The following is a 25,653-nucleotide window of genomic DNA, read 5'->3' on the forward strand; positions in this document are numbered from 1 at the left end:
TGCCGCACCCGAGGGGGATACCCTATGTCGCCGGGGCGGACCTGTAAAAATCCAGCCATGCTACAGCACGCACCAGGGCACCGCGACGCGCCAGGCCCGGCTCGGCGGCGCCCCTGCCTGCGGAGATCGTCGCCCGATCGGCGCGAGCGGCGCCTTCGCGGCCGCCTGGCTGACCCTGTTCCCGGCGGGCCAACACATGATATAGTCGGCTCCTTATTGCGGCTGCCAGCTCGACACCGCCCTCTCTCTCGACCTCTCCCGGTGCCGCTGCCCTGCAGCCGCCGGTCTGGGAGACGGCCCCGATCCCGGCAAGAGGGGGCGCGCCCGCCGGGGACCGGTGTTGCGCCCCTCGGTGGAGCTCGAAACCTGGCGGAAACATCCAGGTGGAGGTGCGGGGGGTCGAGCGCATGAGCCGCTGTGAGGAACATGACCCGCTCACCAGCGCCGATGCGATCTGCCTGCGCAGGGTGGTTTGTGAGAAACAGCATCTTTCGCGCGCCGCCCGCGCCCCGGCGCCGACGGTCGCGATCTCCGGGCGCCCGGAGCGGGAGGGCCGCTGTCACCGGAGGGCGGCCAGGGCGCGCGGCGGCGTGACCGCGGCTCCCCCGCGGGTCGCGATGACACGCGATCTCCATGACGTGTGCGCGCCAACTCCCCTGCGGTACGGCAGCGTCGACGCGCTGGAGATGCCATCGCGCCGCTGCGGCGTTCTCGCCAGGTCCATGCGTGAACCCAGGCGTGAACCCAGGCGTGAACCCAGGCGTGAAATCGAGCCCTCGCGTGAGCCGCTCTCGTGGACGCCGGCCGCACACCCTGCGTTCCGAGCGTCCATCCCTCGCGCGCGCATCGGTACGCGCGTGCAGGACGTCGATCGCCGCGAAGATTGCCGCGAAGCGCTCGCCGCACGGGGCCGGGCTCGTCTCCGTCCATGGCACATCATTTCATCGAGGCGCGATCGACTGCGATCTCGCGCGCCCCTGGTGCGGCGGGGAGGCGCCTTTTTCCCGGAACGATTCCCGGAGGATGCGCGCGCCGCGCTCGTGGGCTGTCCGTGCGCCGGCCGCCCTCCTCTCGCAGCGTTCATTTCAATCATCCTGTGTTCACAGAACGTTATCCAATACACCAAGACAACGCGTGACTGCTTACATGAGCTGGCGACCTTGTTGTTTTCTATTTCGGGAAAGCTCTGTATCGGTTATGCGGAATAAGAGGACGCGCAATCGCGCTTCGCTGGAGTAGCATCTTTCTATGTCGGAGCCGCCTAGTAGCAGTCAGTTGATCCGGATTCCCGTCGTGCTGGCGCTCGACTGCAGCCCCAGCTTTCTGGCTCGTTGCCGCAGGGTTGCGGCGCGGGCGCGCTTCCTTGTCCGCTCCTGCGAGGCGGCGTCGGCGTGGGGGATGGCCGTTCGCCTCCGCCCGCTGGCGATCATCTTGCCGAGCCACCTGCACGACCGCGCGCCGCAGACGTTCGAGCTGCTCGCGGAGGACGCGGGCGCGCGGCTCGTCGTCGTGGAGTCCGAGCAGCTCCCTGCTGGCGAGCTCGAGGGGCACATCACCCACGCGATCGGCGAGGCGAGCCGCGCGCGCGGCGCCTAGCTCCCTCGGGGCTCCGCCCCGAACCCCGGCCGAGCTGGGCGCGCGCGATCAGCGGGCCGACGTGCGCCTCGGCGCCGAGGCGCGCCTGGACCGGGAGGATGCTCGGGGCGTCGTCGCGAAGGTCCCACTCCCTGGAGCGCGCACCCTGCCCGCTCGCTACAGCAGCGCGGCGAGCGCCGCCGCGAGCCGCTCGTAGTGCGGCCGCTCGTTGTAGATCTGGGCCGAGATCCGGAGCCACCGCCGGGGCGAGGCGGGCCAGGCGAACACCGGCACCTCGATGCCCCAGCCCTCGAGCAGCGCGTCCTGGAGCGGGTCGAGGCGCCGCCCCGATGACGGCGCGTCGGGGAGCGGCACCGTCGCGAGCGCGCCGATCATCGTATCGGGGCCCGGCGGCCGGCACCCGAGCGCCTCGCACAGGAGGTCGCGCGCGGCGAGCGCTGTCGCGCGGTTGTGCGCCCGGAGCGCGGGCCAGCCGTCGGGCAGGAGCGCGCCCATGAAGCGGATCGCGTCCGCGACGCAGAGGGCCGCGCTGGGATCGGCGGTGCCCGTCCAGTCGAACTCGAGGAGGAAGCGCGACCTGTCGGTGCGCGGCGAGTTGGCGCCGTGGCTGATGACGAGCGGGCGGATCGCGCCCTGCCTGTCCCGCCGCACGTGGAGGAACCCCGCGGCCTTCGGCGCGCACAGCCACTTGTGGCAGTTGCCGGTGTAGTAGGCCGCCCCGAGGGCGCGGAGGTCGAGCGGCACCATGCCGGGCGCGTGCGCGCCGTCGACGAGCACGTCCACGCCGCGCCCAGCGAGCTCGGCGGTCAGCGCGGCGACCGGGAGCACGAGCCCCGTCGGGCTCGTCACGTGGTCGACGAGCACGAGCCGCGTCCGGGGACCGACGGCCGCGAGCACCGCCTCGATCACCTGCTCGGGCGCCTCGACGGGGAACGGCACCGCCGCGACGACGACGCGCCCCCCGGCGCGGGCGGCGACGGCCTCGACCGCGTTGCGGCACGCGTTGTACCCGTGGTCGGTGACGCAGATCTCGTCGCCGGGCGCGAACGCGAGCGACCGCAGCACCGTGTTCACCCCGGCGGTCGCGTTGGGCACGAACACGAGGTCCTCCGGGTCGGCGCCGACGAACGAGGCGAGCTCGGCCCGGGCCGCGTCGAGGAGCGGCTCGAGCTCGCGGAGGAAGAAGCGGACCGGCTGGCGCTCCAGCAGGTCGCGGTAGCGTTGCTGCGCCTCGAGCACCGCGCGCGGGCAGGCGCCGAACGAGCCGTGGTTCAGGAAGGTGACGGCCGGGTCGAGCGGCCAGAGCTCGCGCACGGCGCCGGCGCACGCGTCGGGAAAGGCGTTCGGGCTCATGGTGGGCGGGGTGGAGGCTGGGCACCGTGGGGGGGTGGCGAGGTGCCGGAGCGACCGGTGCAATGTCGCGCGGGACCCGCCGCCGTGTCGAGGACAACAGGAGGGCACTACGGGGTCGCCTGTCTTGATCAACCATGAAAAGGTTGATCAACCTGTGGATGTTGATCAACGACGGTTCGGTTGCCAGAGATCTGAAGATCCTGGTCAACGATCCATGATGGACGCCTCACTCGTCCATCATGGATGGCGCACGCGCACGCGGCGCTCCCGATAGGCTCAGCGGTTCGCCCAGACCTGGGAGGCGCCATTCATCTTGAGCGCCTCCATGCGCCGCGCCGCGGGTGGGGCCGCCGCGGCCCCGCGCGCGGTCTTCCGCGCGCTGGCCACGACGTCGGCCGCGCCGGCGGCGCGCTCCTTCTCCGGGGCCGACCGGGCGCGCGCCGCCTGCTGCCGGAGGCGCTCCTCCGCCGCGGCGAGCTTCGCCTCGGCCGCGCTGAAATTGCCCGAGCTCACGTCCTGGGCGGCGTCGAGCTGCGCCATGCCCGTCTCGATCACCGCCGCGAGGGTCTGGGTCTTCTCGTTCGGGTGCGCGGCGACGAGGGCCGGGTCGCTCGTCACGTCGTAGCGGGCCACCACCTCCTGCACGCGCGGGATGTTGCCGTTCTCCGGGTCGCGGAAATGGAGCCGCACGCTCGCGAGCGGGTGCGAGCCGGCGGACGGCGCGGTGACGCGCGCCCGCACGAGCATCTCGCGGTGCTGCCCGCCGAACATCGTGCCGAGGAGCACGCGGATCGTGTCGCCGGAGCGGTCGGTGCGCTCGCCCGGCACGTCGAGCAGCGCCACCCCGGGCGCCGGGACGATCTCGACGAACGCCCCCGTGGCCGCCGTGGTCTGGAGCAGGGCGAGCTCGCGCTCGAGGACGGACGACATCTGACGCGCCTCGGTGAGGTGGTACAGCCTGCCGCTGGAGCCGACGGCGAGCGCGTTGAGGGTGCGCTCGTCGTAGTCGGCGCCGACCCCGAGCGACGTGATCTGCACCCCGCGGTCGGCGCCGCGCTGGGCGAGCGCGCCGAGGACGTCGGGCGAGGAGGGACCGACGTTCGCCTGGCCGTCCGAGATGAGCACCACGCGCCGCACGGCGTGCGCGGGCGGCGCCAGGGCGACGTGCCGCTCCGCGAGCCGCAGGCCGTCGAAGAGGTTGGTGCTGCCCTCCGGGCCGAGCGCGGCGATGGCGCGCGCCACCGCCGGCCGCGTGGCGGGGCCGAGCACGGTGGGCGCCACGCGCTCCTCCGCCGTGTCGGAGAACGACGCGAGCGACACCACGTCGCCGTCGGGCAGGCCGTCGACGAACGCCTGCGCCGCCGCGCGGGCGTGCTCCATCTTCGGCCCCTGCATCGATCCGGAGGCGTCCACGAGCAGCGCGACAGCGGCCGGCGCCCGCCTCGACAGCGCGCGCGCCGCCGGGGCGTCGACCCACACGCCGAGCTGCGTCTCGCTCGTCCCCGGCAGCATGAAGTCGCTCGCGCCCGCGGCGCCGATCCAGACGCCCCGGTTCGCGCCGGCGGCCGGCTCCGCCGCCGGCGCGCCGGCCACCGCCGCCGCCGGGGCCGCGGCCACCGCCGCGGCCGGAGCCGCGGCCGGAGCCGCGGCCGCCGCCGTGGCGCGCTCCCCCCGCGCCTCCGCCGCCGGTCCGGCCGCGGGGCCCGCGCCCGGCGGCGCCGCCGCGCTGGCCGCGCAGCCCAGAGCCGCCCATCCCATCAGCAATCCAGCGAGCATCGTCCGCATCGAGGAGCTCCTTCCGCCGCAGGCCATGACGCGGTCACCGGAGGACCTCGCGCCCTCCGCCGCATTCTCTCGACCCCCGCAGCGCGCGGCTTCTACGGACCGGGCTGGAAAAAGATCTCACGCGGCGCTCGCCCCGCCGCCATCGCCGACGGCGACCGCCCGGCGGCGCGCCGCCGCGTCACGTCCAGAGCCCCCTCCGAGCACACGTCCATGGGTCGTCCCTGCCGGACTCCAGGGCACAACTCGAGATCTCGCACGAACGGCGACTCCCAACGTCTCTCCGCCCATGGTCCGGGTCTTGCTCGCTCGGTGCGATGCCAGGTGATGGCCCCATGGCCCTGGACGGGTGATCCCCGGAGCGCGGCGCCCGCGCACGGCGCGCCGCAGAACCCGGCGATGCCGGAGGAGGTCGATCGCATGAATCTCGCTCGAAGCAAGTCTCCAGCATTCCTCGCCGCGTTTGCGGCGATCTTCCTGGCTGTCACGAGCCTCTTCGCCCTACCGGATTACACGCTGACGGGCACCGGAGTCCGCGCGAGGACGGTCGGTATCGTCAAGATCGAGGTCTATCGGATCAGCCATTACATGGACGAGCTCCCTCCCACGAGGTCGAAGCAGGCCGTCATCGACATGGACACAGGGAAGAAGTTCGTCTGGACGATGCTGCGCGACGTCGATCGCGCGAGCATCGTCCAGGCGCTGAGGGACGCCTATGCGATGAACGACTATACCGACATGGCGAAGATCGGGAGGTTCGTGGCGGCGTTCGAGGGCGACCTCAAGGCGGGATCGGAGGTCACCATCGAGTACGATACGCGCGAGAAGACGACCACCGTCACGGTGCCCGGCGGGACGGCGACGGTCGGCGGCCTCGACTTCATGAAGGCCACCTGGCGGATCTGGTTCGGCAAGATCGATCAGCCCGAGCTCGGCGACGCGCTGATCGCCAAGCTGCCCTGACGGCGCGGATCCTCGTCAGTCCGACGGCTTGTCGCGCACGACGAGCACCGAGCGGCTCGTGTGGTTCACGACCTTGGCCGCGGTCGTCCCGAGCACCTTGTCGATGCCCGAGTACCCGTGCGACCCGATCACGATGAGATCGGCGTTCTCCTCGTCGGCCGTCCGGCAGATGACCTCCCAGGCGACGCCGACGTGGACCACGATCTTCGCGAGGAGCTCGGGCGGCACGTCGCGCGCGAGCTGCTCCAGCTCCTCGCGGTCGCCCCGCTCCAGGATCTCGGGGACGCGGGTCGGCGACTCGTGCAGCGCCTCGGCCGGGAGGCTGTGGTGCAGCCCGATGCCGCGGACCAGCACGAGCCGGCCGCCGAGCTTCTGCGCGAGGTCGACGGCCTCCGCGAGGATGAGAGACGCCCTGGGAGAGCTGTCCAGGGCAACGAGGATGGTCCGGGGGTGCTTGAGGCTCATGGCGTCCGCCTTTCGTGCGGTGGCTTTCCCAGGACTCTTTAGCCGACGCCACGCCTGACGCGCACCACGTCGCGCCGCCGCCGCGCCACCCGCGGACGCGCCCCGCCCCGGCCGCCTGCTCGCAGCGCCCGGCGCGGTGCGTCCGGCGCGGATCAGGCGCGGATCGCGACGCCGTGGCCGCGGTCGTCCGTGAGGATCTCGAACGCAGCGCGCCGCGCCGTCGTCAGGGTCTCGACCGCGACCTCGCGGCCCAGGCTCTTCCGCCGGAGCGTGACGGTGCAGGCCGCGATCTTCGTGTTCAGGCAGTGCTTCACGCCGCCGGGCGGGTTCCTGTAGGCGAGGCCGACGAAGTCGCCCGCGGGCGCGGAGATCTGCCCCTCGACGCGCAGCGCGGCGGTCTCGGTCCGGAAGCGCCAGGTGAAGTAGTCGAACGAGGCCTCGGCGCGGATCGTCTGGATCAGCGAGCTCAGCGCGATCTCCTCGCCGCGATGGCGCAGGACGAGCGGCGTCATGCTCGGCGTCCAGAGCGGCCCGACCTTCAGGCGGGCCGTGGCGACCTCCAGGAAGCTGTCCGGGTGGCTGTCGAAGCCGGCGACCTGCCCCCAGGCGTACAGGTCCGTGTGCTTCGTCCCCCAGTTGTGGTTCTGGCTGCCCACCCAGCCCGACACGTCCACGTCGCGCCCGAAGGCGCGGAGCACGCCGCTGTAGACGGCCAGCGGCGCGCCGACCAGCGCCTTCGCCTTCGGCAGCGGCGCCTCGTAGAGCGCCGCCGGGAGCAGCAGGAGCGGCTCCCCGCCGCCCTCGTAGGCGAGGTCCCAGGCGATGGCGTCCTCCCCCTCCCCGACAGCGCCGGCGAGCTTGCCAGGGCGCAGGCGGGCGCCGTCCACGTCGACGGCGAAGGCGTCGCGGGCGAACGAGCAGCGCCCGGCGAACGGGACCTCGCGCTTGGCGACCGCGTGGCGCCCCGTCTCGCCGTCGAAGTAGACGGCCCAGAGCTCGCCCTCCGCGGCCTCGGGCCGCCCGTCCGGGCTGAAGAGCGTGTACCGGATCCAGAAGGCGAGCGGGCGCGTCGGGTGGTTCGCGCGCAGGAAGAAGCTCTCGTAGAAGCCCTCCCGCTGCCCCGGCCGGTAGCGCGCGTGGTTCGCCCGCTCGCGGATCGCCCGCGCGTCTGTCACCGCGCGCCCCGCTTCTGGCCGCCGCTGAGGAGGTCGGCGATGACCCGCTCGAGGTCGTCGAGCGAGATCGGCTTGGCGATCTTCGGGTTGTCCACCCGCTCGACGAACTCGCGCGCGCTCGGCGTGAAGGCGCCGCCCGACATGAAGGCCATCTTCGGCTGGAGCTGCGGGAACCGCTCGCCGATCTCGTCGTACAGGGCCATGCCGCTCATCTGCGGCATCAGCAGATCGCACACGATGGCGTCGATCCGGCCGCCGCGGTCGCGCAGCAGGTCGAGCGCCTCGTGGCCGCTCTTCGCCACGAGCACCTCGTGCCGCTCCTCGAACGCGCGCGCGAACGCGTTGAGGAGCATCGGCTCGTCGTCGACGAACAGGATCGTCCCGCGCGACGAGGGGCGCGGCGGCTCCGGCGGCGGCCGCAGGGCGGGCAGATCCGCCGGGTCGAGCCCGGTCAGGCGGATCGTGAAGATGGTGCCGATGCCGGCCTGGCTCGACACGGTCATCGTGCCGTGCTGCTCCTCGACGATGTTGCGCGACACCCAGAGCCCGATGCCGGGGCGGGCGCTCTCTTCCTTCGTCGTGAAGAACGGGTCGAAGATCCGCTCGACGACCTCCGGGGTCATGCCGCGCGCGTTGTCCTCCACCTCGACGTGGTGGACCCCATCGTCGAAGCGCGTCGTCACGCGCACGAGGTTCTCGTCGCGCGGCCGGTTCGGCATCGCCTGCGCCGCGTTGATGAACAGGTTCACGAAGACCTGCGAGAGCTTGCCCGGGTAGCCGACGAGCGGGGGCATCTCGCCGTACCGGCGCTCGATGCGGCAGAGCTGGCTGAGCTGCGGCCCCGTCATGCGCAGCGCGAGCTCGATCACGTCCACGAGGTCGACCCGCTCCGGCTTGCGCTCGCTGCTGCTCGAGAAGAGGTTGAGGTCGGTCACGATGTCCCGCATCCGCTCGACGCCCGCGAGCGCCTCGTGGCAGGACCGGTCGATGAGATCGATGGCGCGGAGCAGGTCCTCGTACGAGCCCGAGGCGACGGGGCGCGCCGCGGCGACGAGCTTGTGCGCGCCGCTCCGGATCTGCTCGAGGTTCGCCATCACCCACGCCATCGGGTTGTTGAGCTCGTGCGCGACGCTCGCGGCGACCTGGCCGATCGAGGCGAGCTTCTCGCTGTGGAGGATCTGCGCGCGGCGCGCGACCTCCTCCGTCACGTCGCGCATCAGCGCGAGCGAGGCGTCCTCGCCGTAGAGCCGCGTGATCCGGACCGTCATCACCTTGGTCAGGCCGGCGCGCGTCGCGCACCGGACGGTGGCCTCCCGCGGCGCCTCGGCGCGGGAGGCGCTCATCACGAGCGCGCGCAGGACGGGCACGTCGGCGGCGACCGCCAGCGCGGTGATCGGCCGGCCGATCCAGGCCTGCCGCGAGTGCCCGAAGAGCACCTCGAACCGCACGTTCAGCCGCGTCAGCATCCCCTCCTGGTCGATCGTCGCGAGCACGTCGGACGAGAGCTCGACGATCTCGCGGTAGCGCTCCTCGGAGGCGAACAGCGAGCGCTGCGCGTACGCCTCGGCGAAGCGGTGCTCGAACTGGAGCAGCAGCGCGTCGACGGCGCGGAGCACGTCGATCGAGGACGTGCCGTCGGTGACGCCCTCGTCGTGCGTCGTGTCGAGCACGCCCGCGACGGCCGTGCGGAACTCGGAGGCGGCGATCAGCGGGCCGCTGATCGAGTAGCCGGTCGCGTAGCGCTGCTCGACGAGGTGCGTGATGAACTGGTCGAGCAGCTCGGCGCTGCCGTCCTCGAGGATCCTCATGAACGCGGCGAGCCAGGAGCGGACGTTCTCCGTCACCTCACCGACGGGCCTGTCGGTGTACCGGCCGCGCTCCGGCGGGAGCGCCAGCACGTTCTCGATCCAGTCGTCGATCAGCTCGTCCTTGTGGCGCTTGCAGAGCTCGAGCAGCCGCCGCCGCGCGAGCGCCATCGACGTCTCCGCGTGGCTCGGCGCGTGGACCGGCGGCACGTGCGAGCGCCGCTCTCCGTCCCCCAGCGCGCGCGAGCCCCGCGACTCCGGCAGCTGCGACCGCCGCTCGCCGTCTCCCAGGTCGCGCGAGCCCCGCGACTCGGGCAGCTGCGAGCGCCGCTCGCCCTCCCCGCCTTCGCGTGCGTCGCGCGCGCTCCTCCCCTCCGGGAGCTGTGATCGGCGTTCGCCTTCCCCTCCCCCGTCGCGCGCGCCCCTCGCTTCAGGAAGCTCGCGCCTGGAACCCTCGTCCGCTGCCATGCGTGCTACCTGCCGCGGAGGACCTCGCACCCCATGTACGCCCGGAGCGGCTCGGGGACGACCACCGTCCCATCGGCCTGCTGGAACTGCTCGAGGATCGCGATCACCGTCCGCCCGACCGCGAGCGCCGACCCGTTCATCGTGTGGACGAGCCGCGGCTTCGCCTTCGGCTCCGGCCTGTAGCGGATCTGCGCGCGGCGCGCCTGGAACTCGCCGAAGTTCGAGCAGCTCGAGATCTCGCGGTAGACCCCCTGGCCCGGCAGCCACACCTCGAGGTCGAACGTCTTCTGCGCGGCGAAGCCGAGATCACCGGTGCAGAGCGCGGAGACGCGGTAGTGAAGGCCGAGGCGCTTCAGGACCTCCTCCGCGTGGGCGGTCAGCAGCTCGTGCTGGCGGGGCGAGTCCTCCGGCGCCGAGAACCGCACGAGCTCGACCTTGTCGAACTGGTGCTGCCGGATGAGCCCGCGCACGTCGCGCCCGTGGCTGCCCGCCTCGCTGCGGAAGCACGGCGTGTACGCCGTGTAGGCGATCGGCAGCGACGCGCCGTCGAGGATCTCGTCGGCGTGGAGGTTCGTCACCGGGACCTCCGCGGTCGGGATGAGGTAGAGGTCGTACGCCCTGTCCGGGTCGCTCTTGTGCGTCTTGAACAGGTCCTCGGCGAACTTGGGGAGCTGGCCCGTGCCGAACAGCGCCGAGTCCTTCACGAGGAACGGCGGCAGCACCTCGAGGTAGCCCTGCTCGCGCGTGTGCAGGTCGAGCATGAACGAGATGAGCGCCCGCTCCAGGCGGGCCCCGGCGCCCATCAGCACCGTGAAGCGCGCGCCCGAGAGCTTCGCCGCCCGCTCGAAGTCGAGGACGCCGAGGCCCGTGCCGATGTCCCAGTGGTTCTTCGGCGTGAACGAGAAGCTCGGCTTCTCGCCCCACGTCCTGACGACGACGTTGTCCTGCTCGCCCGCGCCGTCGGGCACCGAGGGATCGGGCAGGTTGGGGACGCCGGACAGCAGCTCGGTCATCCGCTTCTCGAGCTCGGAGACGACCTGCTCGGCCTCCTTGATCCGCGCGGACAGGGCCTTGAGCTCGTCGCGCTTCGCCGCGAACTCGGGCGACTTCTTGTCGAGGCGCGCCATCGCGTCGTTCGCCGCGTTGCGCTCCGCCTGCCACCGCTCGAGCTCCTGGATCCGCGACCGGCGCTCGCTGACCGTGGAGGCGAAGTCGTCTCCGAGGGCGGCGGCGGCGGCGGGCGAGCGACGGGCGAGCGCCGCGCGCACCTCATCGAGGTGATCTGCGACGTGGCGGGGATCGAGCATGCGCCAGGGTGTAGCCGAAGCGCGCACGCGCGTCAGCAGCCGCGACGCGCCGCTCCGCATTCCGGCGGGGCCCGCTCCCCGCCGGTCCAGGCGGCGGGGAGCGGCGGTGCGAGCGGGCGCTAGGCCGAGGCGCCCAGGCTGCGCAGCACGAACTGGAGGATGCCGCCGTGCTGGTAGTAGTCGACCTCGTTCGGCGTATCGATGCGCGCGGTGACGGTGAACGTCGTCGTCTTCCCGCCCTCGCCGGTCGCGACCACCTTCAGCTTCTTGCCCGGCGTGAGGTTGTCCGCGATGCCGCCGATCTCGAACACCTCGCGCCCGGTGAGCCCGAGCGTCGACGCGTCCTCGCCCGGCGCGAACTCGAGCGGGAGCACGCCCATGCCGACCAGGTTCGACCGGTGGATGCGCTCGAAGCTCTTCGCGATGACCGCGCGCACGCCGAGCAGCTTCGTCCCCTTGGCCGCCCAGTCGCGCGACGACCCGGTGCCGTACTCGGCGCCGGCGATCACGACCAGCGGCACGTTCTCCTCCTTGTACCGCATGGCCGCGTCGTAGATCGTCGTCTTCTCGCCGTCGGGCAGGTGCACGGTGATGCCGCCCTCCTCGCCCGGGCGCAGCAGGTTCTTCAGGCGGATGTTCGCGAACGTCCCGCGCATCATCACCTCGTGGTTGCCGCGGCGGGCGCCGTACGAGTTGAAGTCGGCGGGCGCGACGCCGTGCTCGATCAGGTACTTCGCGGCAGGGCTGTTCTTGGCGATGTTGCCGGCCGGGGAGATGTGGTCGGTCGTCACCGAGTCCCCGAGCAGCGCGAGCACGCGCGCGCCGCGGATGTCGCCGAGCGGCGCCGGGTCCTTCGACAGCCCCTCGAAGAACGGCGGCCTGCGCACGTACGTCGAGGCCTCGTCCCACACGAACGTCTGGCCGCCCGGGACCGACAGCTTCTGCCACTCCTCGTCGCCGGCGAACACGTTCTCGTACTGCGCCTGGAACTGCTCGGGACGCACCGCCGTCCGGATGGCCTCGTTGACCTCGGCCGAGCTCGGCCAGATGTCCTTGAGGTACACCGGCTCGCCGTTGCGATCCGTGCCGACCGGCTCCTTGAAGAGGTCGGCGTCGACGTCGCCGCGCAGCGCGTAGGCCACGACGAGCGGCGGCGAGGCGAGGAAGTTCATCCGCACGTGCTGGTTGATGCGGCCCTCGAAGTTGCGGTTGCCCGACAGGACGCTCGCCACGACGAGGTCGTTGTGGCGGACCGTGTCGCCGATCACGTCCGGCAGCGGCCCGGAGTTGCCGATGCACGTCGTGCACCCGTAGCCCACGAGGTGGAAGCCGAGCGCCTCGAGGTACGGCAATAGCCCCGCCTGCTTCAGGTAGTCCGAGACCACCTTGGACCCGGGGGCGAGCGAGGTCTTCACCCACGGCTTCACCGTGAGCCCGCGCTCGACGGCCTTCTTCGCGAGGAGCCCCGCGCCCAGCATGACCGCCGGGTTCGACGTGTTCGTGCAGGACGTGATGGCGGCGATCACGACCGAGCCGTGGCGCAGCGTGTAGCGCGTGTCGCCCTCGGTGATCTCCGCCGGGCGCATGACCTTCTCGAGCGCGGGGGCGCGCGCGGCGGTCGTGCCGGTCTCCTCCTCGACGAACGCCTTCACCGCGGCCGGGTCGGCGGCGGTGAACTCCTTCTCGAGCATGCCCTGGAGCGAGGTGCGGAAGGCGCGCTTCGCGTCGCGGAGGCGGACGCGGTCCTGCGGCCGCTTCGGGCCGGCGATCGACGGCTCGACGTCGCCGAGGTCGAGCGACAGCGTGTCGCTGAAGACCGGGTCCGGGGTGCTGTCCGTGCGGAACAGCCCCTGCTCCTTGTAGTAGGCCTCGACGAGCGCGACGAGCGGCGCGGGCCGGCCGGTGAAGCGCAGGTAGGCGATCGTCTCGTCGTCGACGGGGAAGAAGCCGATGGTCGCGCCGTACTCGGGCGCCATGTTGGCGATCGTGGCGCGGTCCGGGAGCGAGAGCGCGCTCAGGCCGGGGCCGTAGAACTCCACGAACTTCCCGACCACCTTCTTCTGCCGCAGCATCTGGGTGACCGTGAGGACGAGATCGGTCGCGGTGGCGCCCTCGGGCAGGCTGCCGTGGAGCTTGAAGCCGACGACCTCGGGGATGAGCATCGAGAGCGGCTGGCCGAGCATCGCCGCCTCGGCCTCGATGCCGCCGACGCCCCAGCCGACGACGCCGAGCCCGTTGATCATCGTCGTGTGCGAGTCGGTGCCGACGAGCGTGTCCGGGTAGACGAGCGCGCCCTGCCGCATGACGGCGCCCGCGAGGTACTCCAGGTTGATCTGGTGGCAGATGCCCTGATCGGGCGGAACCACGCGGAAGTTCGTGAACGCCTGCGCTCCCCAGCGGAGGAAGGCGTAGCGCTCCTGGTTCCGCTCGAACTCGAGCGCCGCGTTCACCTTCAGGGCCGTCGAGGACGCGAACCGGTCGACCTGGACCGAGTGGTCGATCACGAGGTCGACGGGCTGGAGCGGGTTGATCTTGAGCGAGTCGCCGCCGAGCTTGGCGAGCGCCTCGCGCATGGCCGCGAGGTCGACGACGGCCGGGACGCCCGTGAAGTCCTGGAGCAGCACGCGCGCGGGGTGGAAGGCGATCTCCTGCGCGGGGCGGGCCTTCGGGTCCCAGTTGAGGACGGCCTCCACGTGGTCCTTGCGCACGACGCGGCCGTCCTCGTGGCGGAGGAGGTTCTCCAGGAGGATGCGGAGCGAGAACGGGAGCTTGTCGAGCGAAGCGCCGCCTTGCGCCAGCGAGGTGAGCTTGTAGTAGGTGTATGTATCGGCTTGAACCGTCAGCGTGCTCTTCGTGCCAAAGCTGTCCACCATGCGGCCTCCTCCAACGTCCGGAGCGCCCTTGTAGGCGCGCCGAAGGCGCTAATCTAGTGTTATGTGCGCGCGCTTTACCCTCGCCGTTCCGGACTTCTCCGCCCTGGTCGCGATGCTCGAGGCGTCCCTCGGCGCGGGCGGCGGCCCCGCCCGCGCGATCGACGCCGACCCGAGGGCGGCCGCCCGCTACCGGCCCCGCTACAACATCGCCCCTTCGACCGTCCACCCCGTGCTTCGCGCGCAGGACGGCCACCGCGCGCTCGTGCCCGCGACCTGGGGCTTCCTCGGGCGCTTCGCCAGGGGTGGCGCGGGGCCGACGCTCCTCGCCAACGCGCGGGCCGACGGCGCGCGGACGAAGCCGACGTTCCGCGAGGCGTTCGCGGCGCGCCGCTGCGTCGTGCCGGCGGACGGCTTCTACGAGTGGACAGGGCCGAAGGGCGCGCGGCGGCCGACGTGGTTCCACCCGGCCGGCGGCGGGCTGCTCCGCATGGCGGGGCTCTGCCAGCCGGCGAAGGACCCCGACACGGGGGACGTCGACCTCCGCTTCACGATCCTGACCACCGAGGCGAGCGCCGACGTCGCGGCGGTCCACGACCGCATGCCGGTCCTGCTCGGCCCCGACGACGTGGACCTCTGGCTCGGCGTCGCGGGCGGCGCGGACGCGGGGCGGGCCGAGGCGCTGCTCCGGCCGGCGCCCCCCGGCACGCTCGACGCGCGCCCCGTCTCGCCGCGGGTCAACTCGGTCGCCCACGACGACCCTGCCCTCCTGGACGAGCTCGCGGCGGAGGCCGCCGCCCCGAAGGCGGCTGCCTCGAAGGCCGCCGAACCCAGGGCCGGCGGCGCAAAGGCCGCCCCGAAGGCCGGCGGCACGCTTCCGCTGTTCGATCTGGAGGGCGGCGCGGGGCCCGCCGTCCCCTCCGGACGGACCTCGCGCCGCTGACGTGCGCTCGCGCGCGGTGACGCCCGCGCGCGCCGGCGTCACCGCGGGGACGCGCTGCTCGAGCGACCGCCCTTGCGGCCCGTGCGGGTCGTCTTCGCCGGCCGGCTCGGCTTGCGCGCGGGCGCGGCCCGCCCGGTCTTCGACGGCGCCGTCTCGGCCTTCTTCCGCCCGGTCGTGGCCGCGGCGCCGCGGCGGCCCTTCTGGGCGCCCCGCGCCGGCTCGGCGCGCTGCGTCGACGCGCGCTTCGCGGGCGGACGCTTGGCCGCCGCCTTGCGCGCCGCCGGCTTCGCCGCCCGGGTGCGGCGGCCCTTGGTGGCGGCGGCGGGCATGCTCTTCGCGACGCTCTGTGTCAGGAGCGCCTCGACGTTTCCCTCGCGCACCTGGGTGAAGCGCGCCTCCAGGCGGTCGCCGAGCTGCTCCAGGCGCTCGGCGCCCATGGCGCTCTCGAGCTTGGGGAAGAGCTCCTGCTCCTCCTCCTGGACGTGGTGCTGCACGAGCTCCTTGAGCACGCCCAGCCTGGCGTGAAAGCTTTCGTCACCCGGCTCGGTGCTGAGCAATTTCTGCAACATGATGCTGACCAGGGAGTGCTCCTCGTACGAGGTCGGGATCAGGGGGGAGGCGCCGAGCACCTCCCGGGACTCGGGGTAGAGGATCTCCTCCTCGATGGCCGTGTGGCTCACGAGCTTCGCCACCAGCTCGTCGCGGAGCGCGTCGATCTCGTCGTCGCCGGCCTGCGACATGCGCTCGAAGAGCTCGTCGACTTCCTGGTGCTGCTCCTTCAAAAGGTCGGTCGCCTTCATGCGGGGACTCCTCTCACGGAAAGATGACGCGCCGTCGCGGCGCTTTGCCCTGTGCGGCTGTCGGCGGTGTGCGTTTGCGCGAAGCATGCCAGGCGCCCCGCGCGCGCCGGCGTGCGCGGGATGCGCGCGCTCCACGCGCACGGCGGCGCGCAGGGGCGCGGAGCGCGGGCGCGCCACGCGTACGCGCGGGCGCGGGCGTACGTCGCTCGACGCGCGCGCGGCGCGGCCGCGGCGAGCGCGCTGCGGGGCATGATGCCTCGCTGCGGGGCATGATGACGTTGCGGCATCGCGCGCTCGCGCGGCCTGCGCGATGTCGCGGACGCCCTCGCTCGCGCCGGGCGCCGGCGCGCCGCCCGGGCGCCGTCAGCGGGCTCTCACCTGCGAGCGTCGTCCGCCCGCGGGCGCGCGCCGCGCGGGCCTCATTGCGCGCCCCGGGCCCTCATTGCGCGCCCCGGGCCCTCATTGCGCGCCCCAGACGTTGAGCACGGCCGCCGTCTCCGCGTCGATCGTGGCGGGCTCCCGCTGCGCCGCGGGCGCGCGCACGGACAGGTCGAACGTGACGGTGCGGCGGAAGAGGGCCATGGTGGCGAGCGGCATCACGTCGCGGCGGTTGAAGGCGCAGGTCGGGTCCACGTTGAGGTCGCAGAGAAAGGGGGGAACGCCGAGTCGCCCCGAAAGCACGAGGTTGCCCCAACGCGTGGAGTAACGATCGCCGAGGGCGGCGATCTGGGGGTCGCGCTCGATGCCCTCCAGGCCCGAGGCGACGGCCGCCAGATCCTTCCCGAGCGGTTTGCGGGCGAACGAGAGGCCGAGGGCGGCGACCGCGGTGCGCGCGATGTCGATGATCTCGGTCGGGGCAGAGACGCGCTGGCCGGCGTAAAGGTCGCCGGGAAAGTGGACATAAAGGGGGAGCGTCAGGGCCGGCTCCTGGAGGTCGAGGCCCTCGGCGTAGAGCGCGGTGTCGGAGCGGCCGCTGGCGAGGTCGCCGGTCACGATGAAGAGGGTCTCGTCCCACAGGCCGGCGGTCTTGAGGGTCCCGATGAGGTTGCCCAGGGCGCGGTCCTGGCCGGCGAGCGCGATGGTGAAGAGGTCGCGGATGCGGTCCCTGTCGTCCGGGCTGAGGACGTCGCGGCGCCGGTTCCGCAGCCTGGCGAGCACCTGGGCGGCGCGGCGCGGCTCGATCGGGCCGGCGTAGTCGGCGGGCTTGAGGGCGTTCAGCTCCTTCGGGCTTACCTCCCAGGGCGGGTGGCCGCCGCGCGCGTGGACGAACGCGAGCAGGCGGTTCCCGGCGTCCTGGCGGACGGTCTCGCTGATCCAGGCGGCGGCGGCGTCGATCGGGGTCGTGGCGGTCTCGCCGCTCGTCGGGGGGTGCTCGAGGACGCGGGACCAGCCGGGCCCGAAGCCGAACGCCCGGAAGGTGGTGGGGACGCCGGTGAAGAACCCCGTCCGGACGCTGCTGTCGCTCGCGATGGCGCCGATGGTCGTCATGCGGGCGGGGAGGCGGGCCCCGGTGTCGGTGACGGTGTGCGCCGACGGCGGCAAGCCGGTGAGCAGCGACGCGGCGACGGCGGAGACGACCGTGCTCGGCGCCCGGTGGTGATCGAACGTCGTCGCGGACGCGGCGAGATCGGAGAGCGTCGCGAGGGTCGGCTGGGGGCGGCCGCTCCACGGGGGCAGATCGGGCCGCTCGACCCCGTTCAGGGCGACGATGACGACGGCGCGCGCCGGGGGCACCGAGGGCGGCGGCTCCGGCGCTCCGGCGAGGACGGGGTCGCCGAAGAGGATGCGCGCGCCGCGGGCCGCGGCGGCGGCGCGCAGCTCGAGGGAGATGAGGGAGCCCGCGAACGGCGCGAGGGGCAGCTCCACGTCGGTCCAGGTTGCCTTGTCGCCGCCCTCGACGTGGACGCGGTGGAGCACCATGGGCTCCTGCCCGTCGCGCAGGACGCGGATCTCGGCGTCCCCTTCGCCGGAGCCCAGCACGCCGACGGCGGTGCGGAGGCGGGTCGCGCTGGAGGGACGGAAGGCGCAGCGGACGGCGCCCGGGGCGCGCAGCGCGATGGACCGGTGCGGGACGCCGGACAGCGCGGCGGCGGGCGAGACGACGTCGCGGAGGGTCGGGGGGCCGTAGGTGGACGGGTCCTCGTCGGGGATGCCGACGCGGATCCAGTCGAGGTCGGCGAACGACTCCCCCTCGCGGAGCCGGCCGGAGAACCGGACCGTGAGGGTGTGCAGGCCGGGGTCGGCGGGGAGCGAGGTGGTCGGGGTCGAGGCGATGCGGATCTGGTCGCGCTGGAAGCGGAGCGTCCCGAGGGGCTGGTCGTCGAGGGAGACGGTGGCGTACCTGGACGCGAGGCCGACCGCGCGGGCGGACACGAAGATCGGGCTCGCGGACGGCAGGACGAACGTGAGCTTGATCTGCCGCTCGGAGATGCGCGCCCAGGTGGAGCCGTCGTGCTCGACGGCGCGGATGCCGGCGGGCGCGGTCCCTTGCCAGGCGAAGCGCCCGAGGAGCGCGCCCGCGCCGGTATCGAACAGGAGCCCGCGGTGCTCGAGGTCGCAGATCGGCAGCTCGTCGACGAGGTGCACGAGCTCGCGCGCCGGGGGCAGCGGCGGCGCTTCCGGGCTCGCCGACGGGTCGGCCGCGCCCGCCGGCAGCTCGCGGGGCGAGGTGCCGCACCCGTTGCAGCCGGCGAGGAGCGCGGCGGCGAGGGAGGCGAGCGCGAGCGGGGCGCGGCCGGGCGCGGCGGGGCCCGACGCGGCGGAGCGAGCCACGGCGCGGCGAGGCGCGGCGGAGCGGGGGGACAGCGTGGGGACTCGGGCGCGCACGGGGCGTGCTGTACCACGAGCGCGCGTCCTGGGCGGCCGGTGTCGTCGGGCCGCCCGTTGTGACGCTCACGCGGCCGATGGTGGACCCCTGCCGGGTCCAGGTACGGCTCACGCGGAGGCTGGGCGTCTGGTACCACGCCGCCCAGGTACATGCCTGGTCGCACCGGGCACCGGAGGTCTCGCCGAGCCGCCCGGGCCGCGGAGAGGCCGTTCGTCGCGCGGGGTCGGGCCCCGCCGAACCGACCTGGGCTCTCGTCTCCGGCAGGGCCGGAGGCGAGAGGGCTACTGGGCTCGAAAGAAGCTCAGAGATGGGCCCATCCGCACCCCGCGCGACAAGCACCGTCTCCGCGGGACCATCGCCAGTCCATTGATGCCCCCGTCGGCATCGGCCCATCCCCCACCCCGCGCGACAAGCAACCTTGGATCCCGTGCTGCACCCGAGACGCTGCGGAGGAGGACGTGTATCGTCCTCCTCGCGAGGTGCGGCCGCACACCCCGCCGCGAGGCGCGCCGCCTGAACGGGCGACGAGCGAGGAGACGATGAACGAAGCCGATTTCGCGTTCGCATGGGAAGGTGCCCTGGAGGCGGTCGGCCCCTGGGCTCACCTCCAGGTCGTCGAGCTCCACGGCACCGAGGCCATCTCGCGCCCCTACCGCTATGAGATCATCCTCTTCGCGCGCGAGCCGGCGCCCGACGTCGATCCCGAGGAGCTCATCCAGGCGCGGGCCACCTTGCGCATCGTCACGGGCGCCGAGCCCTCCGTCCGCCTCGTCCACGGCATCGTCGCGGAGGCCGAGGAGCTCGGCGCGGTCCAGGACGGCACGCTCTACCGCGTCGTCCTCGTCCCCCCGCTCGCACGCGCCGCGTACCGCACGCGCTGCCGCATCTTCCTCGAGAAGACCACCCGGCAGATCATCGACGCTGTCCTCCAGGGCGACCCGCAGCTCCGCCGTAACGACGGCGCCACCGCACCCGCCGCCGACGTCGAGCGCGCCTTCAGCCCGGCCCGCGAGATCTTTGCCTGGCGTGTCGCCGACACCTCGCGCATCGATCAGGTCGCGGCCCGCACCTACTGCGTCCAGTACAACGAGAGCGATCTCGCCTTCGTCGCGCGCCTGCTCGAAGAGGAGGGTATCTCGTACCACTTCGAGCACGGCGATGGCGTGTGCCTCCTGGTCCTCTCCGACTCCGACGCGGGTCGCGCCCGCCTCGAGCCGTTCACCCCCCTCGGCCCCAACATCGCCGGCCGCGCCGTCACCCGCATGAAGCTCGGCGCCCGCCTCCGCCCCCGCAAGGTCTCGCTCACCGACTACAACTGGAAGAACCCCGCCCTCGACATGGCCGTCGCTGCTCCCGCCGGCCCTGGCGTAGCCGAGCTCGTCGACCACGCCTATCCCGGCCGTTACCCTGACACCCCCGAGCAGGGCCGCCCCCTCGCTGCCGCCCGCCTGGATCGCCTCGGTGTCGAGGCCAGCTACGCTGTCGGAGAGGGCCCTTGCCGCGTCCTCGCGGCCGGATCCATCTTTGCTCTGGAGAGCCTCAAACCTCGCCATGCGGGGGAGTACCTCGTGACCCAGCTCGACGTTCGCGCCCGCCAGGAGGGCGTCCTGGCGCCCTCCGCGCGCTCTGCCCTGCCGCAGAACGCCGCGCTCGACGGGCCGTATGCTGCCACGTTCGAGTGCGCCCGTCGCGGCAAGGAGGGCGCCGTCGCCGAGTCCCGCTTCCGCCCGGCCCGCGTCACCCCCAAGCCTGGCATTCATGGCACCCAGACAGCCTTCGTCACCGCCGAGCCCGACACCCACGGCGCCGAGATCCACGTCGGCGGCCCTCCTGGGGCGGAAATCGGGTGCGTGCGGGTGAAATTTCACTGGGACACCGAGGCGGATCGTCACGCCGTGGAGCCGACGTCCTGCTGGGTCCGCGTCAGCCAGGTTTTCGCCGGCGCCGGGGAGGGCGGCGTCTGGCACCCGCGCGTGGGCGCGGAGGTGATCGTCGATTTCGACGAGGGCGACCCCGATCGGCCGATCGTCGTGGGGCGAGTCTACAACGGCAGGAACAAGCCGCCGGGCGGGGCGAAGACGGTGAGCACCTTCAAGACCATGTCGAGCCCGGCGACAGGGGACTTCAACGAGCTCACGTTCGACGACACGGCGGGCAAGGAGCAGATCAAGATGCACACGCCGTACAACTGGAACTCCCACGCGGGCAATGACAGGAGCGAGAAGGTCGACAACAACAGCGACTCCAAGGTCGGCACGAACCGCAGCGAGAGCACCGGGTCGAACCGTCGCACGACGGTCGGCGGGGACAACTCGGAGGTCGTGGCCGGGAGCGAGTCGGTCACCGTCGGCGCGAACCAGACGGTGAAGGTCGGCGGCAGCCAGACGGTGGACGCGACGGGGGCTCAGGCGCTCAACTCCGCGGCGAGCCAGAAGATCACCGCGCCGGAGCAGGAGATCGGCGCGGGCGGCAAGCAGTCGTTGAAGTCGGCGAACCTGGCGGTGAGCGCCAGCAGCGCGGCGACGATCGACACGCCGACGTTCGAGCTGAACGGGACGAGCGTCAAGATCAACGCGAGTGAGATCTTGCTCTCGGCCGGTGGCGCCGAGATCAAGATCAACGGAGGGGGGGTCGAGGTGAGCGGTCCGCTCATCAAGATCTCGGGGGGCTCGGTCACCATCACCGGCGACGTCGTGAAGGTCAACTGAGGGTCTTCGATGACCATGAAGACCCGAGCTGGCGAGCTTGTGGCCAAGATCCATTACGGGCCGTTCGAGGGGCGCTTCCGGTTCGTGCCCCTGGCACTGATCTTCGCGCTGTTGGCGTTCCCTATGCTCGGGGACGCCGTCTACGAGTCTCGAACCGAGACGCTCCAGTGCGTGCGTCCGCCAGGCGAGGTGGCGACGTGCGAGAGGCGGTGGATCTCCCCCCTGCTGCCCGCGCGCAGCGAGCGCTTCGATGCAGGCGCCGTGCGTGCGGTGAGATACCGTGACGTGCACGCCACGAAGGGCCCGGGCGTCGTCGGTGGGAAGACCGTGCTCGTGGACGTGCACGGGCACGAGACGGGCTTCGGCAGCACGACGGTCGAGCAAGCGCGGCTCAACACCGAGCGAATCCAGCGGTTCCTGCAAGGCCAGGATGGCTCCACCCTGCTGATCGAGGTGCTCCCTTCGTACTGGGAAGTAGCATGGATCGCGTTGTGGGGGGGTCTAGCGATGGGTCTCACGATAACCATCGTCGTCCACGGCTGTCGCGATCTGGGGGGATATCGCATCGAGGTTCGCGACGACCCGCGCGAGCAGCCCGGGACGAGCGCCGCCGCGCTCCCGACGGGCGCATATCGGGTCCAAGCTCAAGACAGCCCGCGCGAGCGCTTGCGGTTGCGCGTGACGCGAACGGTCCTCGGCATTCCGCTGCGCGTGCACGAGCTCGTGGTACCGCCCGACGTCACCGAGGTCGAGATCGAACAGAGACCCGCGCCGAATTGGTACACCCCGCGCGGTCAGGCTCCGCCGAGGGGCAGACGTCTCGTCCTGCGGACCGCGACGGGCGCAGCGCTGCCGGTCATCCCCGAGCTACGCCGGGGTGAGAAGGAGCACGAGCGCGCACGGATCGCCCTCGCGAAGGCCCTCGGTCTGCCCACGTTGTGACAGGCTATGGGATCTCGACGCGAAGGGGCATCTTCTCGAGCTCGTCAGGCAGGTACGGGCGAAGGGCGGGCGCCGAGCCTCTCCACAGAACCGAGACCCTCCCCTCATCCGGCTCGATGAGCAGCGTGTGAATGACCGGCTCGGTCTCGTTGAGCTTGCCTTTCCGGCCATCGGTCCAGATCTTCGGGCGTTCCGTGGGAAGGCGAAACAGGAACCGAGGGCGCCTCGGATGGAGGTTCATGAGCTCGATCTGTTCTCCTCCCGTCAGGTACGGGAGCTGGAGGCCCAACGAGGCTCCGCTGGCGCAACGAAAATCGAACTTCTCGGCTATCGGCTTCTCCTGGAGGATGTCCGCGGGCGCGTAACCGCGAGCTGCCTCGGCGACGAACCCGGCAAGCGGCTTGTGCTCCGGGACGATACCGAAGTAGGCGAGCCTCGGAAACCACCCAAGGCCGACCCACTCCATCGCCTGGGGCAGCGGCATGCTCGGCCAGTGATCGATGTGTCCGCACACCAGACGCTCCGGCGTGAGCAGATCGAGCGGGTCTTCCAGGTTGGGGAGCTCCAGCTGCTCGATCGCGGCGGGGGTCGGCTCGATCAGATAGCCTCGGCCCGCCGGGTTCCTCGGGTAGTCGTAGGGGCTCGGCTCCAGGGCGGCGAGCTCGCGCGCCAGGAAGGGTCGCAGCTCGTCAAAAGGGTTACCGTACCTTGCCATCGCCGCCCTGTCCTGTCCCCCATAGGCACGATCGTACCGCAGCGGGACCCGGGTCACCGGCTCAGGTGGGGAGAAGAGGATCTGGCCGGTGCTGCTCAGCGTGCATCGCCGGTCCCCGACGACACGGATCGTCTTGCGGAGGCCTTCGACGCCGAGCGAGACATCGAACGACCGGGGATCCTCGTAGGCGTACGCGTGTCCCTTGAGGACGACGTCGGTGGCGAGCTTGTGCGGGTACAGGTCAGTATCGGCGGCGAGCAGGCGCTTGTTCTCCGGGTCATTCAGGACCGGCAGCGTCAGAGGAGCCTGCTCTCGGGCCCGATGGACGCGCCCCTCGCTCGTCAGGGTGTACGTCACCTTGAAGCGCACGGCGAGGATGTTGCGTCCTTCGGGATCGGTGCCCGACATCTGGCACACCACGGGTGACGGCGCGGTCACGATCTCCATCTATGCGGTCCTGGTGCCGTCGTCCGGCATGGTCGGGTCACCTGGAGTGGGGTAGTCCCCCGGCTCGGATGGCGATGGATTGAGCGGCGCCTGCGCGGGGCCTGGCGGCTGAGCAGAGGCCGGCCCTTGAGACGGATGCTGCTCCACGGCCGGCGAATTGAAGTAGTTGTCCACCGCCTGCTGAACGGCGCTGTGTCCCGCATCCACTTTCCCCCCAAACCACCCTCCGACAGGCGACCGTTGAGGCGAGTACCCGACCGGGCTGCCGATGCCCACGGCGACGAGGCTCCCTGGCAGGTTGAACAGAAACTCTTCGGCCGCCGAGCCGACGTACCTTCCCAGTCGGCCGAGCCCCGGGATCCCGTACTCGATGAGCGCCTGCACGTTTCCGTAGCCGAGCGCCCTCAGCCCCGGCCCGAGCGCTCTCTCCGCAACGTTCTCGAAGAAATTGCCGATGGCGGGGCGGGAGAACAACCGGTTCAGGCCGAACTGGAGCAGGAGGTCCACGCCCATGTGGAGCGCGCCCGCGACGAGATCACCGACCGTGACGCCCACGGTGTGCGTGTTGAAGGCGGGAACGACGCCAGAAGGCAGCGGAGGCCAGGCAGGCCCGGCACAGTTGAGGTTGAGGTTGAGCACCTTCAGGCAAGCGAACGCAATGGGTCCTTGGGGGGCAACATGGCCATGCGCGCCGAAATGGGATTTCGAGCCGCTCGTCGGGATGATGACCACGAGGAGCGAATTGGGCGGTGCGGGCGGGGTGAGGTTGTAGTGAGGGATCAGGGGACCGATGTCGGTGCCTTGGCTCATCATCATCCCCCCGGAAGCGCTGACCTCGTTGTCGTTTCGCTTCCCCGTCAGGATGCCCCACGGGCCCCAGCACAGGACCGCCGCGGCGACGTGAGGGACCTTCGGGACCGGGGCCATCACGGGGGGGAAGACCGCCTGATGCATCTCCAACCACGGGATGGCGATCATCGGGTGGTAGTGCTTGAGGACGTTGAACTGCATCGGCTCGCCTATCCCTTCGCGGTCATGGTGGACGGGTGTCCGAAGAGCTCGCAACGACGGCGCTGCAGCGGATGGATGACGTACCGGAACGGGTAGCGATACGCGATGAAGACCCGATACCGATCCGCCTCGATGCCGATCTGATCGATCGCGAGCGGCCGCTCGATGACCTCGTCGCCGAAGGTGAGGCGGACGCGCGGCGCTGCGTCGGGGATCTGGAACGCGAGCGGCCCCTCGACGAGCACGCCGTCGACCCGCACGGGGTCGCCGGGACGCGCGCCGGGGAGGATCATGCTCGGAAAGGCCGCGTTGAAGAGCGTCGGACGCAGCTCCGTGATCCTTCCTTGGTCGTCGAACCCCAGCCCGTTGCGGAGGCGCTGGCCGGACGTGATCGGGCACGCGCCCAGGCCGACGGGCTCGGGTCGATCGGTCCACGCCGCGATGAGCGCGTCCGGCTCCTCGAGGTTCGGGAGCGGCCCCCCTTCGGCGTGATCTTCCTCCAGGTAATACCCCTTCCCTTGTTCGTTTTCGGGGTATTCGACGCTCAATCCATCCCACTCGTCCTTGCCGCCGAACGCGTGCGCCAGCGTGAGGGGCATCTCGAGAAACGGCATCGGGGCGCTGGGCCTGAGCTGGTCGCCGCTCCGCCGCCACACCCGGTCGCCGATCGCGAGGATGGTGCGGCTCCAGTCTCCGACGGCGATCTTCACCTCCATCTGGGAGACCTTCCGACCGCCCGGCGCCCGCGCGTGCCCGAAGAGAAAGACATCGACGCCGCCCTTGTAGAAGACCTCGTCGCTGTCCATCGGCCCATACGGAGACTCCCAGGGTGGGCCCGAGACGCTCCAGCTTTGCTCCTCGCTGGGCGTGAGCGCGCCTCCCCTCCAATCGAACGTGATCCGGGCCAGGACCGACGCCGCGATCCGGTCTTCGTCGATGACGGTCCGGAAGATGCCGGCCGGAAAGCCCGCGTGGTTGACGAGTTCCATCTCGCGTCGCGCTAGCAGTTCACCCGGACGCGCTCTCCGGACAGCTTGACGTCGTCGTTGGCGCGCACGTTGACGTCGCCGAGGGTGGCAGTGACGTTCTGGATGCGCGCCTCGCTGTGGAGATCTCCGGCTGCCTGCAAGGTCAGGTCCCCGTCCGTGCTGAGCGAGACGCCGGCGCGCCCATGGAGCTGCAGCTGCTCTGCTTCGATCGCGAGGCTGCCGGCCGCCTGCAGGACCAGCGACGCCCCCTCGAAGCGCAGCACCGGTCCGTTCTCCGTGAGAGAGACGGACAGGGTGACCGCGCCGCTCGGGCTGAGGAACCGGACGACGTCGCCGTCCGGTTGTCGCACGACGACCAGCCGCTGCCGCCCCGTGAGCTCGACGATCTCACGTGTAGGCTCGTCAGGCCTGACTGCATCCATCAGGATATCCCCCTTGAGAGCTCGACCGCCGCGCCGGCGCGGCACGCCGGCGACGACGCTCGTGC

Annotated in this window: 18 protein-coding genes; 5 read left to right on the top strand and 13 right to left on the bottom strand. The window is 71.8% G+C overall.

All coding sequences use genetic code 11. The features are described from left to right. Nucleotides 1-1,275 precede the first annotated feature (1,275 nt). Nucleotides 1,276-1,596 (top strand): hypothetical protein, encoded by a 321-nt coding sequence (locus WMF24_RS42275; RefSeq protein ID WP_437733138.1) that lies wholly within the window; start codon nucleotides 1,276-1,278, stop codon nucleotides 1,594-1,596. Nucleotides 1,597-1,752: 156 nt separating this feature from the next. Here the strand turns inward: WMF24_RS42275 and WMF24_RS42280 are convergent, their stop codons facing one another. Together WMF24_RS42280 and WMF24_RS42285 are read right to left on the bottom strand one after the other, a co-directional pair. After that, nucleotides 1,753-2,949: an aminotransferase class V-fold PLP-dependent enzyme gene (locus tag WMF24_RS42280; RefSeq protein WP_437733139.1), complete on the bottom strand. Its 1,197-nt coding sequence runs from the start codon at nucleotides 2,947-2,949 to the stop codon at nucleotides 1,753-1,755. A gap of 276 nt (nucleotides 2,950-3,225) precedes the next feature. Beyond that, entirely contained in the window at nucleotides 3,226-4,734 is a 1,509-nt protein-coding gene (locus tag WMF24_RS42285) for a vWA domain-containing protein (protein ID WP_437733140.1), read from the bottom strand. Nucleotides 4,735-5,151: 417 nt separating this feature from the next. Between WMF24_RS42285 and WMF24_RS42290 the strand changes: the two genes are divergently transcribed. Continuing rightward, entirely contained in the window at nucleotides 5,152-5,694 is a 543-nt protein-coding gene (locus WMF24_RS42290; RefSeq protein ID WP_437733141.1) for a chalcone isomerase family protein, read from the top strand. A 15-nt stretch (nucleotides 5,695-5,709) separates the two neighbouring features. Here WMF24_RS42290 and WMF24_RS42295 read toward each other — a convergent pair whose 3' ends face one another. The 5 genes from WMF24_RS42295 to acnA form a co-directional block, all read right to left on the bottom strand. Further along, a complete protein-coding gene (locus tag WMF24_RS42295; RefSeq protein WP_437733142.1) occupies nucleotides 5,710-6,159 on the bottom strand; it encodes a universal stress protein in 450 nt (149 codons plus the stop codon). 152 nt (nucleotides 6,160-6,311) lie between these two features. Next, nucleotides 6,312-7,334, bottom strand: a complete 1,023-nt coding sequence (locus WMF24_RS42300) for a hypothetical protein (RefSeq protein ID WP_437733143.1) — start codon at nucleotides 7,332-7,334, stop codon at nucleotides 6,312-6,314. Beyond that, nucleotides 7,331-9,349, bottom strand: coding sequence for an ATP-binding protein (locus tag WMF24_RS42305; RefSeq protein WP_437733144.1), 2,019 nt, complete (start codon nucleotides 9,347-9,349; stop codon nucleotides 7,331-7,333). Before WMF24_RS42305 ends, WMF24_RS42300 begins: the two co-directional genes overlap by 4 nt. Before the next feature lie 263 nt (nucleotides 9,350-9,612). Beyond that, a complete protein-coding gene (gene serS, locus WMF24_RS42310; protein WP_437733145.1) occupies nucleotides 9,613-10,914 on the bottom strand; it encodes a serine--tRNA ligase in 1,302 nt (433 codons plus the stop codon). A gap of 119 nt (nucleotides 10,915-11,033) precedes the next feature. Then, nucleotides 11,034-13,787, bottom strand: a complete 2,754-nt coding sequence (acnA, locus tag WMF24_RS42315; RefSeq protein ID WP_437733146.1) for an aconitate hydratase AcnA — start codon at nucleotides 13,785-13,787, stop codon at nucleotides 11,034-11,036. A 61-nt stretch (nucleotides 13,788-13,848) separates the two neighbouring features. Between acnA and WMF24_RS42320 the strand changes: the two genes are divergently transcribed. Beyond that, nucleotides 13,849-14,727 (top strand): SOS response-associated peptidase, encoded by an 879-nt coding sequence (locus WMF24_RS42320; protein ID WP_437733147.1) that lies wholly within the window; start codon nucleotides 13,849-13,851, stop codon nucleotides 14,725-14,727. 38 nt (nucleotides 14,728-14,765) lie between these two features. Here WMF24_RS42320 and WMF24_RS42325 read toward each other — a convergent pair whose 3' ends face one another. Then, the gene (locus WMF24_RS42325; RefSeq protein ID WP_437733148.1) at nucleotides 14,766-15,527 is read right to left on the bottom strand and encodes a hemerythrin domain-containing protein; all 762 of its coding nucleotides are present in this window, start codon (nucleotides 15,525-15,527) and stop codon (nucleotides 14,766-14,768) included. 459 nt (nucleotides 15,528-15,986) lie between these two features. Continuing rightward, complete coding sequence (locus tag WMF24_RS42330) at nucleotides 15,987-18,353, bottom strand: sulfatase-like hydrolase/transferase (protein ID WP_437733149.1); 2,367 nt, start codon at nucleotides 18,351-18,353, stop codon at nucleotides 15,987-15,989. A gap of 540 nt (nucleotides 18,354-18,893) precedes the next feature. Here WMF24_RS42330 and WMF24_RS42335 point away from each other — a divergent pair. Both WMF24_RS42335 and WMF24_RS42340 read left to right on the top strand, forming a co-directional pair. Then, on the top strand, nucleotides 18,894-21,062 hold the full coding sequence (locus tag WMF24_RS42335; protein ID WP_437733150.1) for a type VI secretion system Vgr family protein: 2,169 nt from the start codon (nucleotides 18,894-18,896) through the stop codon (nucleotides 21,060-21,062). 9 nt (nucleotides 21,063-21,071) lie between these two features. Then, entirely contained in the window at nucleotides 21,072-22,004 is a 933-nt protein-coding gene (locus WMF24_RS42340) for a hypothetical protein (RefSeq protein WP_437733151.1), read from the top strand. Between the two features lie 4 nt (nucleotides 22,005-22,008). Here the strand turns inward: WMF24_RS42340 and WMF24_RS42345 are convergent, their stop codons facing one another. From WMF24_RS42345 to WMF24_RS42360, 4 genes are read right to left on the bottom strand one after another with little or no spacing between them, the layout of a single operon-like run. Further along, on the bottom strand, nucleotides 22,009-23,166 hold the full coding sequence (locus WMF24_RS42345) for a DUF2169 family type VI secretion system accessory protein (RefSeq protein ID WP_437733152.1): 1,158 nt from the start codon (nucleotides 23,164-23,166) through the stop codon (nucleotides 22,009-22,011). After that, nucleotides 23,167-24,177, bottom strand: coding sequence for a hypothetical protein (locus WMF24_RS42350; RefSeq protein ID WP_437733153.1), 1,011 nt, complete (start codon nucleotides 24,175-24,177; stop codon nucleotides 23,167-23,169). Between the two features lie 8 nt (nucleotides 24,178-24,185). Beyond that, complete coding sequence (locus WMF24_RS42355; RefSeq protein WP_437733154.1) at nucleotides 24,186-25,166, bottom strand: DUF2169 family type VI secretion system accessory protein; 981 nt, start codon at nucleotides 25,164-25,166, stop codon at nucleotides 24,186-24,188. An 11-nt stretch (nucleotides 25,167-25,177) separates the two neighbouring features. Beyond that, nucleotides 25,178-25,588, bottom strand: coding sequence for a hypothetical protein (locus tag WMF24_RS42360; RefSeq protein WP_437733155.1), 411 nt, complete (start codon nucleotides 25,586-25,588; stop codon nucleotides 25,178-25,180). Between the last annotated feature and the right edge of the window lie 65 nt (nucleotides 25,589-25,653).

The organism is Sorangium sp. So ce1335 (assembly GCF_051521615.1).
In the GTDB taxonomy this organism is placed as follows: Bacteria; Myxococcota_A; Polyangia; order Polyangiales; family Polyangiaceae; genus Sorangium.

What these genes read in the sequence shown, in the direction of transcription:
- WMF24_RS42280 (WP_437733139.1), bottom strand. Translation starts at nt 2,949, where the DNA reads ATGAGCCCGAACGCCTTTCCCGACGCGTGCGCCGGCGCCGTGCGCGAG.
- WMF24_RS42285 (WP_437733140.1), bottom strand. Translation starts at nt 4,734, where the DNA reads ATGCGGACGATGCTCGCTGGATTGCTGATGGGATGGGCGGCTCTGGGC.
- WMF24_RS42290 (WP_437733141.1), top strand. Translation starts at nt 5,152, where the DNA reads ATGAATCTCGCTCGAAGCAAGTCTCCAGCATTCCTCGCCGCGTTTGCG.
- WMF24_RS42295 (WP_437733142.1), bottom strand. Translation starts at nt 6,159, where the DNA reads ATGAGCCTCAAGCACCCCCGGACCATCCTCGTTGCCCTGGACAGCTCT.
- serS (WP_437733145.1), bottom strand. Translation starts at nt 10,914, where the DNA reads ATGCTCGATCCCCGCCACGTCGCAGATCACCTCGATGAGGTGCGCGCG.
- acnA (WP_437733146.1), bottom strand. Translation starts at nt 13,787, where the DNA reads ATGGTGGACAGCTTTGGCACGAAGAGCACGCTGACGGTTCAAGCCGAT.
- WMF24_RS42320 (WP_437733147.1), top strand. Translation starts at nt 13,849, where the DNA reads ATGTGCGCGCGCTTTACCCTCGCCGTTCCGGACTTCTCCGCCCTGGTC.
- WMF24_RS42325 (WP_437733148.1), bottom strand. Translation starts at nt 15,527, where the DNA reads ATGAAGGCGACCGACCTTTTGAAGGAGCAGCACCAGGAAGTCGACGAG.
- WMF24_RS42335 (WP_437733150.1), top strand. Translation starts at nt 18,894, where the DNA reads ATGAACGAAGCCGATTTCGCGTTCGCATGGGAAGGTGCCCTGGAGGCG.
- WMF24_RS42340 (WP_437733151.1), top strand. Translation starts at nt 21,072, where the DNA reads ATGACCATGAAGACCCGAGCTGGCGAGCTTGTGGCCAAGATCCATTAC.
- WMF24_RS42345 (WP_437733152.1), bottom strand. Translation starts at nt 23,166, where the DNA reads ATGGAGATCGTGACCGCGCCGTCACCCGTGGTGTGCCAGATGTCGGGC.
- WMF24_RS42350 (WP_437733153.1), bottom strand. Translation starts at nt 24,177, where the DNA reads ATGCAGTTCAACGTCCTCAAGCACTACCACCCGATGATCGCCATCCCG.
- WMF24_RS42355 (WP_437733154.1), bottom strand. Translation starts at nt 25,166, where the DNA reads ATGGAACTCGTCAACCACGCGGGCTTTCCGGCCGGCATCTTCCGGACC.
- WMF24_RS42360 (WP_437733155.1), bottom strand. Translation starts at nt 25,588, where the DNA reads ATGGATGCAGTCAGGCCTGACGAGCCTACACGTGAGATCGTCGAGCTC.